Origin of the sequence: Pseudomonas sp. GM41(2012) (assembly GCF_000282315.2) — a bacterium.
GTDB lineage: Bacteria > Pseudomonadota > Gammaproteobacteria > Pseudomonadales > Pseudomonadaceae > Aquipseudomonas.
Genome location: NZ_AKJN02000008.1, coordinates 595,980 through 610,791, shown reverse-complemented (window position 1 = coordinate 610,791; position 14,812 = coordinate 595,980). Strand labels below are relative to the sequence as shown.

Genomic DNA, 14,812 nt, shown 5'->3' with positions numbered 1-14,812 from the left:
TCAACCACGAGCCAGAACCTTGGTCAGCGCTTCGAGGAAGCGGCTGTTTTCCGCCGGCAGACCGATGGTGATGCGCAAGTGATTCGGCATGCCGTAATTGGCCACCGGGCGCACGATTACGCCTTCGCGCAGCAAGCCCTGGAAGACCGGAGCCGCAACACGGCCCAGATCGACGCAGATGAAGTTGCCCTTGGACGGAATCCAGCTCAACCCCAGCTCACGGAAACCCGCCTCCAGCTGCTGCATGCCGGACTCGTTCAGGCGACGGCTTTCGGCCAGGTACTCGGCGTCTTGCAGCGCAGCGCATGCAGCGGCCAGGGCCAGGCTGTTGACGTTGAACGGCTGACGCACGCGGTTCAGCACATCGGCGACCACAGCGGTGGACAAGCCATAGCCGACCCGCAATGCCGCCAAGCCATAAGCCTTGGAGAATGTGCGCGAAACCAGCAGGTTCGGATAAGCCGCCAGGAAGTCCAGGCCATCCGGCAAATCGCTGCCTTCGGCGTATTCGATGTAGGCCTCGTCCAGCACCACCAGCACGTGTTCCGGAACGTCCTGCAGGAATTCATCCAGCGCTTCGGCGCCGAACCAGGTTCCGGTCGGGTTGTTCGGGTTGGCGATAAAGACTACGCGGGTATCAGCATCGATCGCGGCCAGCATGGCCGGCAGATCGTGGCCCCAGTCTTTCGCAGGAATCACCCGCGCATCAGCGCCAACGGCCTGGGTGACGATCGGATAGACCGCAAACGCGTGCTCGCTGAACACGGCGTTCAGACCCGGCGCCAGATAGGCACGGGCGACCAGTTCCAGAATGTCATTGGAACCGTTGCCCAGCGTCACCTGATTGAGCTCGACGCGGCACTGATCGGCCAGCAGGGTCTTGAGCGCAAAACCGTTGCCGTCCGGATAGCGGGTCAGCTCGGCCAATGCTTCGTGAATCGCTGCCAAAGCCTTGGGACTGGCACCCAACGGGTTTTCGTTGCTGGCCAGTTTGACGATGCTGGCCGGATCGATGTCCAGCTCGCGCGCCAATTCGTCCACGGGCTTGCCCGGAACGTAAGGCGAAAGTTGTTGCACGCCCGGCTGTGCCAGAGCGAGGAAGTCACCACTCATTTGCTACCGCCCTTAGAGAACTGCTTTCGGGTAGGAACCCAGCACTTTGAGTGCCACTGCTTCCTGACTGATCTTTTCCAGCACACCTTTGACCAATGGGTCGCGGTGGTGGCCGACAAAGTCGATGAAGAACACGTAGGTCCATTTACCGCTGCGCGAAGGACGCGTCTCGATTCGCGTCAGGTCGATGCCGTTGTCGTGGAACGGCACCAGCAACTCGTGAAGTGCGCCAGGCTTGTTGCTCATGGAGACGATGATCGAAGTCTTGTCGTCGCCGGTCGGCGGCACTTCCTGGCTGCCGATCATCAGGAATCGCGTGGAGTTGTCCGGGCGATCCTCGATCTTCTCGGCCAGACGGGTCAACCCGTACAAGCCTGCAGCCATGTCGCCGGCAATCGCCGCCGAGTTCCACTCACCCTTGACCCGCTTGGCCGCTTCGGCGTTGCTGGACACCGCCACGCGCTCGACATTCGGGTAATGCGCGTCCAGCCACTTGCGGCACTGGGCCAGGGACTGGGCGTGGGAATAGATGCGGCTGATGCTGTCGGTCTTGGTGTTTTCACCGACCAACAGGTGGTGGTGAATCCGCAGCTCGACTTCGCCACAGATCACCATGTCGTGTTCGAGGAAGCTGTCGAGGGTGTGGTTGACCGCGCCCTCGGTGGAGTTTTCCACCGGGACCACGCCAAAATTCACCGCACCGGCCGCCACTTCACGGAACACTTCGTCAATCGCCGCCATCGGCTTGCTGATCACGGCGTGACCGAAGTGCTTCATGGCGGCAGCTTGGGTGAAGGTGCCTTCAGGGCCGAGGTAAGCCACTTTCAGCGGCTGCTCGAGTGCCAGGCACGAGGACATGATTTCGCGGAACAGCCGCGCCATCTCTTCGTTGCCCAGCGGCCCCTGGTTACGCTCCATCACGCGTTTGAGCACCTGAGCTTCACGCTCAGGACGATAGAACACCGGCACTTCGCCTTCGGCCAGCGAGGCCATCTTTACTCGCGCAACTTCCTGGGCGCAGCGTGCGCGCTCACTGATCAGCTCCAGGACTTTCTCGTCCAGGGCATCAATGCGCAGGCGCAGTGCCTTGAGTTCTTGCTCAGACATTAGCCGTGTTCCTTCTCGAACTCTGCCATGTACGAAATCAGTGCGTTGACCGCAACGATGTCGACGGCGTTATAGATGGAGGCACGCATGCCACCCACGGAACGGTGACCCTTGAGGTTCAACAGGCCACGCTCTTCGGCACCGGCCAGAAATGGCTTGTCGAGACGGTCGTCCGCCAGGCGGAACGGCACGTTCATCCACGAGCGATCCGACTTGTTGATCGGGTTGCTGTACAAGCCGCTGGCGTCGATGAAGTCGTACAGCGTGCGCTGTTTCACTTCGTTGAGCTTGCCGATGGCTTCAACACCACCCTGCTCTTTCAGCCACTCGAATACCAGACCCGAGAGGTACCAGGCCAGGGTTGGCGGGGTGTTGTACATCGAGCCGTTGTCGGCCGCGACCTTGTAGTTGAGCATGGTCGGGCACAGGGAACGGGCGTGACCCAGCAGGTCCTCGCGAACGATGTTGACGACGATGCCGCTCGGGCCGATGTTCTTCTGGGCGCCGGCGTAGATCATGCCGAAGCGCGAAACATCGATCGGACGCGAGAGAATGTCGGAAGACATGTCGGCGACCAGCGGAACGTCACCGGTTTCCGGAACCCAGTTGAATTCCAGGCCGCCGATGGTTTCGTTTGGTGCGTAGTGAACGTAGGCCGCATCTTTCGACAGGTTCCATTCGTTCTGACCGGGAATAGCGAAATAGTCGTAAGGCTTGGCGGTAGCGGCAATGTTGACGTTTCCGTAGCGCGAAGCTTCTTCGATGGCTTTCTGCGACCAGATACCGGTGTCGATATAGTCGGCGGTGCCGCTTTCCGGCAACAGGTTCAGAGGAATCTGAGCAAATTGCTGGCTGGCGCCACCTTGCAGAAACAGCACTTTATAGTTCGAGGGGATATTCAGCAGATCACGCAGATCCTGCTCGGCCTTGGTGGCAATGGACACGAACTCATCACTGCGATGGCTCATTTCCATGACCGACAGGCCCTTGCCGTGCCAATCAAGGAGTTCACCCTGGGCGCGCTGCAGGACAGCTTCGGGAAGTGCCGCAGGACCGGCACAGAAGTTATAGGCTCTCTTGCTCACATCCAATCTCGCTCTGATTTGGTGGTATCACGCAACAAAACTATTTGACCTGTAGGAGCTGTCGAGCGAAGCGAGGCTGCGATCTTTTCGTATGGACCCCACATAGCTAAAGCAAGAGCAAGATCAAGAGATCGCAGCCTCGCTTCGCTCGACAGCTCCTACAGCCCTACATTAAAAACAATTCCACGGGACAAACAACAAGGGGGCGAATTCTCATCCGCCCCCTGTCTGTCCGCTTATTCCTGCGGTTCTTCGTCGGCTGCGGCGTCGAGTTGCTGATCTTCGACAACGTCGTCAATCACGACTTCACCGTCGAACACTGCACCCTCTTCACCTTCTTCCAGCTCTTCGCCTTCGACTTCCGACGGCTCCTGAACCCGCTCCAGACCTACCAGCGTTTCATCGCTGGCCAGTTTGATGAGGGTCACACCCTGGGTGTTACGACCCAGACTGGAGACTTCGTCGACACGAGTACGCACCAGGGTGCCCTGGTCGGAAATCAGCATGATTTCCTCACCGTCGAGCACCTGGACTGCACCGACCAGACGGCCGTTACGGTCGTTGCTGACCATGGCGATAACGCCCTGACCGCCACGTTTGTACTCAGGGAACTCGGTGATCGCCGTGCGCTTGCCGAAACCACGGGCCGAAGCGGTCAGGATCTGGCTGCCTTCTTCCGGGATCAGCATGGAAATCAGCTTCTGGCCTTCCGGCAGACGCATGCCGCGGACACCGCGAGCGGTACGGCCCATGGCGCGAACGTCGGTTTCCTTGAAGCGAGTGACCTTGCCACCATCGGAGAACAGCATGACTTCGCGCTCGCCATCGGTAATGGCGGCAGAAATCAGTACGTCACCTTCATCCAGCTCCAGCGCGATCAGGCCGACGCTGCGTTGACGGCTGAAGGATTCCAGCGGGGTCTTCTTCACGGTGCCTTTGGCAGTGGCCATGAAGATGAAGTGACCTTCGGTGTATTCGTCGACCGGCAGCATGGTGGTGATGTATTCATCACTGTCCAGCGGCAGCAGGTTGACCAGCGGACGACCACGGGCAGCGCGGGACGCTTCCGGAATTTCGTAGGTTTTCAGCCAGTACACTTTGCCTTTGCTGGAGAACAGCAGCAGCGTGGTGTGGCTGTTGGCGACCAGCAGGTGAGCGATGTAGTCCTCATCCTTGACGCCAGTAGCCGATTTGCCTTTACCGCCACGACGCTGAGCCTGGTACGCAGCCAATGGCTGGGTCTTGGCGTAGCCACCGTGGGAAATGGTCACGACACGTTCTTCTTCCGGGATCATGTCACCCAGGGTCAGGTCGAGACGGGCATCGAGAATCTCGGTGCGGCGCACGTCGCCGTATTCGGCGCGGATCACTTCCAGCTCTTCGCGGATCACTTCCATCAGGCGCGTGGCGCTGCTGAGGATGCGGATCAGCTCGCCGATCTGGTTGAGGATCTCTTGATACTCGGCCAGCAGCTTTTCGTGTTCCAGGCCGGTCAGACGGTGCAGACGCAGTTCCAGAATGGCTTGCGCCTGTTCTGGCGACAGGAAGTACTTGCCTTCGCGCAGACCGTATTGCGGGTCCAGGGTCTCTGGACGGCACGAATCGGCACCGGCACGCTCAACCATCGCGACCACGGCGGAAGATTCCCACGCCGTCTTGATCAGCGCTTCCTTGGCTTCCGACGGGGTTGGCGAGGCCTTGATCAGGGCGATGACCGGGTCGATGTTCGACAGGGCAACCGCTTGACCTTCCAGAATGTGGCCACGTTCGCGGGCTTTACGCAGTTCGAACACGGTACGGCGGGTAACGACTTCGCGGCGGTGACGAACAAAGGCTTCCAGCAGGTCCTTGAGGTTCAGGATCCGCGGACGGCCGTCGATCAGCGCGACGATGTTGATACCGAACACCGCTTGTAGCTGGGTCTGGGCGTAGAGGTTGTTGAGGATCACCTCAGGCACTTCGCCGCGACGCAGTTCGATCACGACGCGCATACCGTCCTTGTCGGACTCGTCGCGCAGTTCGGTGATGCCTTCAAGCTTCTTCTCTTTTACCAGCTCGGCGATCTTCTCGATCAGACGGGCCTTGTTCAGCTGGTAAGGGAGTTCGGTGATGACGATCTGCTGACGGCCACCGACCTTGTCGATGTCTTCGATCATCGAGCGGGCGCGCATGTAAATGCGGCCACGACCGGTGCGGTAGGCTTCGATGATGCCGGCGCGACCGTTGATGATCGCAGCGGTCGGGAAGTCCGGACCGGGGATGTATTGCATCAGCTCATCGATGGTCAACTCAGGGTTGTCGATGAGTGCCAGGCAACCGTCGATGACTTCACCGAGGTTGTGGGGCGGGATGTTGGTCGCCATGCCCACGGCGATACCGCTGGAGCCGTTGACCAACAGGTTGGGAATACGGGTCGGCATGACCGCCGGGATCATTTCGGTGCCGTCGTAGTTCGGCACCCAGTCCACGGTTTCTTTGTGCAGGTCAGCCAGCAGCTCGTGCGCCAGCTTGGTCATGCGCACTTCGGTGTATCGCATGGCGGCGGCGTTGTCGCCGTCCACGGAACCGAAGTTGCCCTGACCGTCTACCAGCAGGTAGCGCAGCGAGAATGGCTGCGCCATCCGAACGATGGTGTCGTACACCGCGGTATCACCGTGAGGGTGATACTTACCGATCACGTCACCGACAACACGGGCAGATTTCTTGTACGGCTTGTTGAAGTCGTTGCCCAGCTCGCTCATCGCGAACAGCACACGCCGGTGCACGGGCTTCAAGCCATCGCGCGCATCCGGCAGTGCCCGCCCGACAATTACGCTCATCGCGTAGTCGAGGTAGGACTGCTTCAGCTCGTCTTCGATATTGACCGGGAGGATTTCTTTGGCCAGTTCGCCCATGAGAAGCCTGATTCCTTTTTCTGGTGAAACTTCGTCACATCCATATGGGACGAACGAAGCTCGCCGCTGCAGGCTGAGTGCCATGCACCGACTTACGACAAATCAACGAGTTATGCCATGGATCTGCGCAGTAAAGGCAGCCACATCGGGCTACCTTGGAAACCGCCGGATGTTATCACAAGAGCCGCCACGCACCTATCCCCCTGATGCGCATGGAGCATAGTTAGTTGACCGGTGACAGGCTTGAAAGGGACGAGAGAGGCTTAGAGCCGTCACAACCCAAGATTCGCAAGCAAAATGCGGGGCATCAGGGGTGGTAGACCGTGTCATCGTTCATCGCGGGCAAGCCTTGCTCCTACAGGAATGTGCAACCTGTAGGAGCAAAGCTTGCTCGCGACAGCAATTTATCCGACAACACAAAGCGTCAATGCAGACGCTTGCGGCACATCAACTGCGCCATTTTCGCGGTATCCGGGCGCTCGACGATGCCTTTTTCGGTGACGATCGCATCGATCAAGTCAGCCGGGGTCACGTCGAACACCGGGTTGAACGCATCGACATCCGCCCCGACCCGCTTGCCGCCGACTTCCAGCAACTCGCGACCATCGCGCTCTTCAATCGGAATGTCATCACCGCTGGCCAGGTTCATGTCGATGGTCGAACTCGGCGCCACCACCATGAAGCGCACGCCGTGGTGCATGGCGTTCACCGCCAGCTGATAGGTGCCGATCTTGTTGGCCACGTCGCCATTGGCGGTGATCCGGTCAGCGCCGACGATCACCCAGGTAATGCCCTTGGTTTTCATGATGTGGGCAGCGGCGGCGTCGGCATTGACGGTCACGGGAATGCCTTCGTTGGCCAATTCCCACGCGGTCAAGCGTGAACCTTGCAGCCATGGGCGGGTTTCGTTGGCGTAGACGCGTTCGACCATACCCTCAATGAACGCGCCACGAATGACGCCAAGCGCCGTGCCAAAGCCGCCGGTGGCCAACGCGCCGGTGTTGCAGTGGGTCAGAATCGCCTGCGCATTGCCCTGGTGCTTGCGGATCAGGTCCACACCCAGTTGCGCCATGGTCAGGTTGGCTTCGCGATCACTCTCGTGAATGGCGATAGCCTCTGCCTCCAGCACCGCCAGCGGATCGGCGTGATCCTTCAGACGCTCAAGCCGGTCGCGCATGCGGCCCAGGGCCCAGAACAGGTTGACCGCGGTCGGACGGGAATCGGCCAACAGCGCGAAATCCTCCTCCAGCGCCGCCTGCCAGTCACCGCCCTCGGCAAACCGCGCGCGGGCCGCCAGCACAACGCCATAGGCGGTACTGATGCCAATCGCCGGCGCGCCACGAACCACCATCGAACGGATGGCCTCGGCCACACCAGCAGCGCTGGTGTAGGCGATCCAGGTTTCCTCGAACGGCAAAACACGCTGATCCAGCAGGTAAAGGGCGCCATCACGCCAATCGATGGCCTTTACTTTCTCCGCAGCCAACAGTCGATCGCGCATCCCTCACCCCGCACACATGAACAAAAGCCGTCGATTATAGCGATCCCCCTGCGAAGACGCTCGGGTATACTTCGCCATCCTTTACAAAAGCTCTGGAACCGATTCTCGATGCCGAACACTGCCGCTGCGCTCGACTTGCTATTGCTGCCGACCTGGCTGGTACCCGTCGAACCCGCTGGCGTTGTCCTCAAAGAGCACGCCCTGGGCATCCGCGACGGACGCATCGTATTCATCGGCCCACGCTCGGCCGCGCTGAAGCTTAACGCAACCGAAGTCCGCGAATTGCCGGACATATTGCTCTGCCCTGGCTTGATCAATGCCCACGGTCATGCGGCGATGACGCTGTTCCGTGGTCTGGCCGATGATCTGCCCTTGATGACATGGCTGGAAAACCACATTTGGCCGGCCGAAGCCAAATGGGTCGATGAAGCTTTCGTACGTGACGGCACTGACCTGGCGATCGCCGAGCAGATCAAAGGTGGCATCACCTGTTTCTCTGACATGTATTTCTTCCCGAAGGTTGCCAGCGAGCGCGTCCATAACAGCGGCATTCGTGCGCAAATCGCCATTCCGATCCTCGATTTCCCGATCCCGGGCGCCAGCACGGCGGATGAAGCCATTCGTCAGGGCGTCGAACTGTTCAACGATCTCAAGCACCACGAGCGCATCAAAGTCACCTTCGGCCCCCATGCACCCTACACCGTGGGCGACGAGAACCTGGAGAAAATCCGGGTGATCACCGAAGAGCTGGACGCCTCGATCCACATGCACGTGCATGAAACGTCTTTTGAAGTGCAGCAGTCCGTCGAGCAGCGCGGCGAACGCCCGTTGGCCCGCCTTGGGCGCCTGGGTTTGCTGGGACCGCGCTTCCAGGCCGTCCACATGACTCAGATCAGCGACGAAGACCTGGTGTTGCTGGTAGAAAGTAACACCAACGTGATTCATTGCCCGGAGTCGAACCTGAAGCTGGCCAGCGGGTTCTGCCCGGTGGAGCGCTTGTGGCAGGCTGGCGTCAATGTGGCGGTCGGCACCGACGGCGCGGCCAGCAACAATGATCTGGACCTGCTCGGCGAAACCCGCACCGCCGCCTTATTGGCCAAAGCCGTCGCCGGCTCGGCCACCGCGCTGGATGCCCATCGCGCCCTGCGCATGGCCACGCTCAATGGCGCCCGCGCGCTGGGCATTGAATCCGAAACGGGATCGCTGGAAGTCGGCAAAGCGGCAGACATCGTCGCGTTCGACCTCTCCGGCCTGGCGCAGCAACCGGTTTACGACCCGGTTTCGCAGCTTATATATGCCACCGGCCGTGATTGCGTGAAACACCTTTGGGTCGCCGGCAAGCAACTGCTCGACGACCGCCGCCTGACTCGCCTGGACGAAGAACAACTCTGCGCCACCGCCAAGGCGTGGGGCCAGCGCATCAGCGGCCATACCGAATCGTAAGCACCCCGGACTCACCACCGGGGCAACAGGATTTTTCAAGTTTTAGAGGACTTAACCATGAGCAACGTCGACTACGCCGAAATCGCCAAATTCGAAGCCCTGGCCCATCGCTGGTGGGACCGCGAAAGCGAGTTCAAACCGCTGCACGACATCAACCCGCTGCGGGTCAACTGGATTGACGAGCGGGTCAACCTGGCCGGCAAGAAAGTCCTCGACATCGGTTGCGGCGGCGGCATTCTCAGCGAAGCCATGGCCCAGCGCGGCGCCACCGTCATGGGCATCGACATGGGCGAAGCGCCGCTGGCGGTCGCGCAACTGCATCAACTGGAATCCGGCGTGAGCGTCGAATACCGGCAGATCACCGCCGAAGCGCTGGCTGAAGAAATGCCCGAGCAGTTCGACGTGGTCACGTGCCTGGAAATGCTTGAGCACGTGCCGGACCCATCCTCGGTGATCCGCGCTTGCTTCCGCATGGTCAAGCCCGGTGGCCAGGTGTTCTTCTCCACGATCAACCGCAACCCGAAGGCGTACCTGTTCGCCATCGTCGGCGCGGAATACATCATGAAGCTGCTGCCGCGCGGCACCCACGACTTCAAAAAATTCATCCGCCCGTCCGAGCTGGGTGCCTGGAGCCGCATGGCCGGCCTGACCGTCAAGGACATCATCGGCCTGACCTACAACCCGCTGACCAAGCACTACAAACTGGCCTCCGACGTGGACGTCAACTACATGATCCAGACCCTGCGCGAGGAGTAAGCCGATGCGTATCAGAGCAGTTCTTTTCGACATGGACGGCACCCTGCTCGACACCGCGCCGGACTTTATTGCGATCTGTCAGTCGATGCGCGCCGATCGCGGCTTGCCGCCGATGAACGACAAACACATTCGCGACGAGATCTCCGGCGGCGCCAAGGCGATGGTCGCAGTGACCTTCTCCATGGACCCGGAATCACCGGGTTTCGAGGAATTGCGCCTGGAGTTTCTGGAGCGTTACCTCGCTGGTTGCGCGGTTCACAGCAAACTCTTCGACGGCATGGGCGAACTGTTGGCCGACATCGAAAAGGCCAACCTGATCTGGGGCGTGGTCACCAACAAGCCGCTGCGGTTCGCCGAGCCGATCATGCAGCAGCTTGGCCTGGCCGAGCGCTCGGCGCTGTTGATCTGCCCGGACCATGTGAAGAACAGCAAACCGGATCCGGAGCCGTTGATTCTCGCGTGCAAGATGCTCGACCTCGATCCCGCCAGTGTGTTGTTCGTGGGTGATGACTTGCGCGATATCGAATCCGGTCGCGATGCCGGCACCAGGACGGCCGCCGTGACCTATGGCTACATTCATCCGGACGATAACCCACGGCATTGGGGCGCGGATGTGGTGGTCGATCATCCGCTGGAGTTGCGCAAGGTGCTTGATAGCGCGCTGTGTAGCTGCTGACCTGACTGGCTGCAGGATGCTTTTGTGGCGAGGGGGCTTGCCCCCGTTCAGCTGCGGAGCAGTCGTATAAACCTGCAAATGCAAGAGGAGCGCTTCGCACTCCAACGGGGGCAAGCCCCCTCGCCACAAAAGCTCCTCGCCACAAGTGCGATGCCTGTCTATTGAATTGTTGTGAGGTTTCTTATGTTTGATTATTCCGCCCGCCCAGAATTGCTCAAGGACCGGGTCATCCTGGTCACCGGCGCTGGCCGTGGCATCGGCGCTGCCGCCGCGAAAACCTTTGCCGCGCACGGCGCCACTGTGCTGTTGCTGGGCAAGACCGAAGCCAACCTGACTCAGGTCTACGACGAAATCGAAGCCGCCGGCCACCCACAACCGGCCGTGATCCCGTTCAACCTGGAAACCGCCCTGCCCCATCAATTCGATGAGCTGGCCGCGATGATCGAAACCGAATTCGGCCATCTCGACGGTTTGCTGCACAACGCGTCGATCATTGGCCCGCGTACGCCGATCGAGCAACTGTCCGGCGAAAACTTCATGCGTGTCATGCAAGTCAACGTCAACGCCATGTTCATGCTCACCAGCACCCTGCTGCCGCTGCTCAAGCTGTCCCAGGACGCCTCGGTGGTGTTCACCTCCAGCAGCGTCGGCCGCAAGGGGCGTGCGTATTGGGGCGCTTACGGCGTGTCCAAGTTTGCCACCGAAGGCTTGATGCAAACCCTGGCGGACGAAGTCGACACCGTGGCACCGGTGCGCTCCAACAGCATCAACCCGGGCGCCACCCGCACCAGCATGCGCGCCCAGGCCTATCCGGGTGAAAACCCGCTGAACAACCCGACGCCCGAGGAGATCATGCCGGTCTACCTCTACCTGATGGGTCCGGACAGCACCGGCATCAATGGCCAGGCGTTCAACGCTCAGTAACGCCCGCGCGTCGCTTTTGTGCTGCGACGGCTTCCCGTCGCGGCATACAAATGCGTCGCAACCATCCCCATCACACGTCAACCAAACGTCACCGAACGCAGCGACACGCCTCATCAACAGCCTCAATACTTTGATTTATAACGTTTTTTATCCGACTGAACTGAATGGCACGACTTTCGCTCTAAATTTGCTCAGACACGCAGTGTGAAAGCAAACGGGCGGACGCCTGAGCCGACAGATTACTTATCGTCGGCAAAGCGGACTAAACTTGGGCCAAATGTCCTACGGGACTGATGGACCAGTATGACGCGCAGCCCAAAGCCGCTCTCACCCAGCCTGTAAGACAGCCTTACTGCTTAGGGGCGCACGCCATATGAAATCACCTTCCCAGACCAACGCAATTGACTTCGATAGCGCCAAATTGCAACGCCTGGGCTTTGGTCAGCAGCCTACCCTCATCGAGAGGCCCGTCAGCCTTTCGCAACTGCGCCAGCAACTCAGCCTGCAGCTGCAAACCAGTCTTGAGCCGCAACGCATTCTCGGGCTCTTTTTCCGTGAGATTCAGCGACTAGTACCGCTTGATGCCTTGACGTACGAGCACCCGTCCAGCGACTTGCGCCTGGAGTTCGGCCTGCGCGGCCATCACTCGATCAGCTACAGCCTCAGCCACGAAGGCGAGAATCTGGGCGAACTGGTATTCCGCCGCAATCAGCGTTTCAGTGAGCAGGAACAAGGCAACCTCGAGTCATCGCTGTCCACATTGCTGTATCCGATGCGCAATGCCCTGCTCTACCGCGCCGCCACCCAAAGCGCCTTGCGCGATCCGCTCACGGGCACCGGCAACCGCATTGCCATGGATCAGACCCTGAAACGGGAAATCGAGATGTCGCGTCGGCATCTGCAACCCTTGTCGCTGCTGATGCTGGACATCGATCACTTCAAACGCATCAACGACAACCACGGACACAGCGCCGGCGATGACGTGCTCAAGGCCGTTGCAGCCTCGATCAAAAACCAGTTGCGCAACGTGGACATGGTCTTCCGCTTTGGTGGCGAAGAGTTCCTGATCCTGCTGTCCAACACGAGTCGTGAGGCGGCAGCCATGGTTGGCGAACGGCTACGATTTGCAGTGCAGGCAGAGGATTATTTGGCCGATGGCCATGTGATCGAGCTGACGGTCAGCCTCGGCTGCTCGACGCTATTGCCAGGCGAATCTGCCGAAAGCCTGTTGCGACGGGCCGACAGTGCGTTGTATGTGGCCAAGCGCGAGGGACGTAACCGGTTGGCAATGGCGGGCTGAATGCCCGGAGCGGGCACGCTGGGTTAGCGGCCCGCAACGAAAGGAATCAGCGCACAGCGCCGCGCAATTGCCCCACCATCCCTTGCAACCTGGCTGGCTCTGCCGCCTCAACCGACACCGCAGGCCCTGCCACCAGCGTCACCCGTGACCACAACCGGCGAAACACGCCCTTTTGCGGATCGCGGCTGAAGAAACTCCCCCACAACCCCTGCAATGCCAACGGAATTACCGGCACCGGCGTCTCTTCGAGAATCCGCGTCAGCCCGCCCTTGAACTCGTTGATCTCGCCATCGGCGGTCAATTTGCCCTCAGGGAAGATGCACACCAATTCGCCGTCCTTCAGATACTGCGCAATGCGTGTGAAGGCTTTTTCGTAGATCTGAATGTCTTCCTGACGCCCGGCGATCGGAATAGTCCCGGCTGTGCGGAAGATGAAGTTCAGCACTGGCAAGTTGTAGATCTTGTAATACATCACAAAGCGAATCGGCCGACGCACCGCGCCGCCAATCAGCAAGGCGTCGACGAAGGACACGTGATTGCACACCAGCAACGCCGCGCCTTCATCGGGAATCAGCTGCAGATTGCGATGCTCCACGCGGTACATGGAATGACTGAGCAGCCAGATCATGAAGCGCATGCTGAACTCGGGGACGATGCTGAAGATGTAGGCGTTGACGCCGATGTTCAGCAGCGACACCACCAGGAACAGCTGCGGGATCGACAGCTTGACCATGCTCAGCAAGACGATCGAGACAATCGCCGAGACCACCATGAACAGCGCGTTGAGAATATTGTTGGCGGCAATCACCCGCGCCCGCTCGTTCTCCGGGGTACGCGACTGAATCAACGCGTAGAGCGGCACGATGTAGAAACCGCCGAACACCCCAAGCCCCAGAATGTCGATCAACACCAGCCAGGCATGGCCAAAACCCAAGACTTCGATCCAGCCATGGCCGGCAACGCTGTCCGGAATTCCACCGGAATGCCACCACAGCAGCAATCCAAACACGGTCAGACCGAAGGAGCCGAACGGCACCAGACCGATTTCGACTTTGCGGCCGGACAGTTTCTCGCAGAGCATCGAACCCAGTGCGATACCCACCGAAAACACCGTAAGAATCAGCGTCACCACGGTTTCGTCGCCGTGCATCCACTCCTTGGCATAGGCCGGGATCTGCGTCAGATAAATCGCCCCGACAAACCAGAACCACGAGTTGCCGACAATCGAGCGTGACACCGCTGGCGTCTGCCCCAAGCCCAGCTTCAACGTGGCCCAGGACTGACTGAAAATATTCCAGTTCAGACGCATTTCCGGGGAGGCGGCCGCCGCCCGTGGAATGCTGCGACTGGCCAGATAGCCGAGCACCGCAACACCGACGATCGCCGTGGAGACGATCGGCGCGTAATGACTGGAGGACATCATGATCCCGGCACCGATGGTCCCGGCGAGGATCGCCAGGAAGGTGCCCATTTCCACCAGGCCGTTGCCGCCCACCAGCTCTTCGTCACGCAAGGCCTGCGGCAGGATCGAGTATTTCACCGGCCCGAACAGCGCCGAGTGAGTACCCATGGCAAACAGCGCCACCAGCATCAGCGACAGGTGATCGAACATGAAACCGACCGCGCCGACCGCCATGATGGCGATTTCCCCGAGCTTGATCAGACGAATCAACGCGTCCTTGGCGAACTTCTCCCCGAACTGCCCGGCCAGTGCCGAAAACAGGAAGAACGGCAGGATGAACAGCAACGCACACAGGTTGACCCAAATCGAGCGGTCACCGTCGATAGTCAACTTGTAGAGAATGGCGAGAATCAGCGACTGCTTGAAGATGTTGTCGTTGAACGCCCCGAGCGACTGCGTGACGAAGAACGGCAGGAAGCGCCGGGTGCGAAGCAAGGTGAACTGTGAGGGGTGACTCATCTTCCATGTGTCCCTGATGTTGGGTAGAGAGTGGCGTGGATGCAGTTATTGGAATATCCAACGACGATCCAGGCCACACATTACCTAAACTT

General features: G+C 59.9%; 11 protein-coding genes. 5 read left to right on the top strand and 6 right to left on the bottom strand.

Annotated features, from left to right (window positions below):
- The 5 genes from hisC to mtnA form a co-directional block, all read right to left on the bottom strand.
- Positions 1-1,113 carry a histidinol-phosphate transaminase gene (hisC, locus tag PMI27_RS05525; RefSeq protein ID WP_008148717.1) on the bottom strand — a complete coding sequence of 371 codons (1,113 nt, stop codon included), beginning with the start codon at positions 1,111-1,113 and terminating at the stop codon, positions 1-3.
- Positions 1,114-1,125: 12 nt separating this feature from the next.
- Positions 1,126-2,220, bottom strand: coding sequence for a prephenate dehydratase (gene pheA / locus PMI27_RS05530; RefSeq protein ID WP_007899727.1), 1,095 nt, complete (start codon positions 2,218-2,220; stop codon positions 1,126-1,128).
- Positions 2,220-3,305, bottom strand: coding sequence for a 3-phosphoserine/phosphohydroxythreonine transaminase (gene serC, locus PMI27_RS05535; RefSeq protein ID WP_008148715.1), 1,086 nt, complete (start codon positions 3,303-3,305; stop codon positions 2,220-2,222). The genes pheA and serC overlap by 1 nt, the downstream gene beginning before the upstream one ends.
- A 236-nt stretch (positions 3,306-3,541) precedes the next feature.
- Positions 3,542-6,199 (bottom strand): DNA gyrase subunit A, encoded by a 2,658-nt coding sequence (gene gyrA, locus PMI27_RS05540; protein ID WP_008148713.1) that lies wholly within the window; start codon positions 6,197-6,199, stop codon positions 3,542-3,544.
- Between the two features lie 424 nt (positions 6,200-6,623).
- Positions 6,624-7,700 (bottom strand): S-methyl-5-thioribose-1-phosphate isomerase, encoded by a 1,077-nt coding sequence (gene mtnA, locus PMI27_RS05545; RefSeq protein ID WP_008148711.1) that lies wholly within the window; start codon positions 7,698-7,700, stop codon positions 6,624-6,626.
- 108 nt (positions 7,701-7,808) lie between these two features.
- Here mtnA and PMI27_RS05550 point away from each other — a divergent pair, with 108 nt between their 5' ends.
- The 5 genes from PMI27_RS05550 (at position 7,809) to PMI27_RS05570 (ending at position 12,799) form a co-directional block, all read left to right on the top strand.
- The gene (locus tag PMI27_RS05550; RefSeq protein ID WP_008148708.1) at positions 7,809-9,143 is read left to right on the top strand and encodes a TRZ/ATZ family hydrolase; all 1,335 of its coding nucleotides are present in this window, start codon (positions 7,809-7,811) and stop codon (positions 9,141-9,143) included.
- Positions 9,144-9,200: 57 nt separating this feature from the next.
- Positions 9,201-9,899, top strand: coding sequence for a bifunctional 2-polyprenyl-6-hydroxyphenol methylase/3-demethylubiquinol 3-O-methyltransferase UbiG (gene ubiG, locus PMI27_RS05555; protein WP_008148706.1), 699 nt, complete (start codon positions 9,201-9,203; stop codon positions 9,897-9,899).
- Between the two features lie 4 nt (positions 9,900-9,903).
- Entirely contained in the window at positions 9,904-10,575 is a 672-nt protein-coding gene (gene mupP, locus PMI27_RS05560; RefSeq protein WP_008148705.1) for an N-acetylmuramic acid 6-phosphate phosphatase MupP, read from the top strand.
- A 183-nt stretch (positions 10,576-10,758) separates the two neighbouring features.
- Positions 10,759-11,499 (top strand): YciK family oxidoreductase, encoded by a 741-nt coding sequence (locus PMI27_RS05565; protein WP_008148704.1) that lies wholly within the window; start codon positions 10,759-10,761, stop codon positions 11,497-11,499.
- 373 nt (positions 11,500-11,872) lie between these two features.
- Entirely contained in the window at positions 11,873-12,799 is a 927-nt protein-coding gene (locus PMI27_RS05570; protein ID WP_008148703.1) for a GGDEF domain-containing protein, read from the top strand.
- A 46-nt stretch (positions 12,800-12,845) separates the two neighbouring features.
- Here the strand turns inward: PMI27_RS05570 and PMI27_RS05575 are convergent, their stop codons facing one another.
- Positions 12,846-14,720 (bottom strand): MFS transporter, encoded by a 1,875-nt coding sequence (locus PMI27_RS05575; protein WP_008148702.1) that lies wholly within the window; start codon positions 14,718-14,720, stop codon positions 12,846-12,848.
- Positions 14,721-14,812: the final 92 nt, after the last annotated feature.

What these genes read in the sequence shown, in the direction of transcription:
- hisC (WP_008148717.1), bottom strand. Translation starts at nt 1,113, where the DNA reads ATGAGTGGTGACTTCCTCGCTCTGGCACAGCCGGGCGTGCAACAACTT.
- pheA (WP_007899727.1), bottom strand. Translation starts at nt 2,220, where the DNA reads ATGTCTGAGCAAGAACTCAAGGCACTGCGCCTGCGCATTGATGCCCTG.
- gyrA (WP_008148713.1), bottom strand. Translation starts at nt 6,199, where the DNA reads ATGGGCGAACTGGCCAAAGAAATCCTCCCGGTCAATATCGAAGACGAG.
- mtnA (WP_008148711.1), bottom strand. Translation starts at nt 7,700, where the DNA reads ATGCGCGATCGACTGTTGGCTGCGGAGAAAGTAAAGGCCATCGATTGG.
- PMI27_RS05550 (WP_008148708.1), top strand. Translation starts at nt 7,809, where the DNA reads ATGCCGAACACTGCCGCTGCGCTCGACTTGCTATTGCTGCCGACCTGG.
- ubiG (WP_008148706.1), top strand. Translation starts at nt 9,201, where the DNA reads ATGAGCAACGTCGACTACGCCGAAATCGCCAAATTCGAAGCCCTGGCC.
- mupP (WP_008148705.1), top strand. Translation starts at nt 9,904, where the DNA reads ATGCGTATCAGAGCAGTTCTTTTCGACATGGACGGCACCCTGCTCGAC.
- PMI27_RS05565 (WP_008148704.1), top strand. Translation starts at nt 10,759, where the DNA reads ATGTTTGATTATTCCGCCCGCCCAGAATTGCTCAAGGACCGGGTCATC.
- PMI27_RS05570 (WP_008148703.1), top strand. Translation starts at nt 11,873, where the DNA reads ATGAAATCACCTTCCCAGACCAACGCAATTGACTTCGATAGCGCCAAA.
- PMI27_RS05575 (WP_008148702.1), bottom strand. Translation starts at nt 14,720, where the DNA reads ATGAGTCACCCCTCACAGTTCACCTTGCTTCGCACCCGGCGCTTCCTG.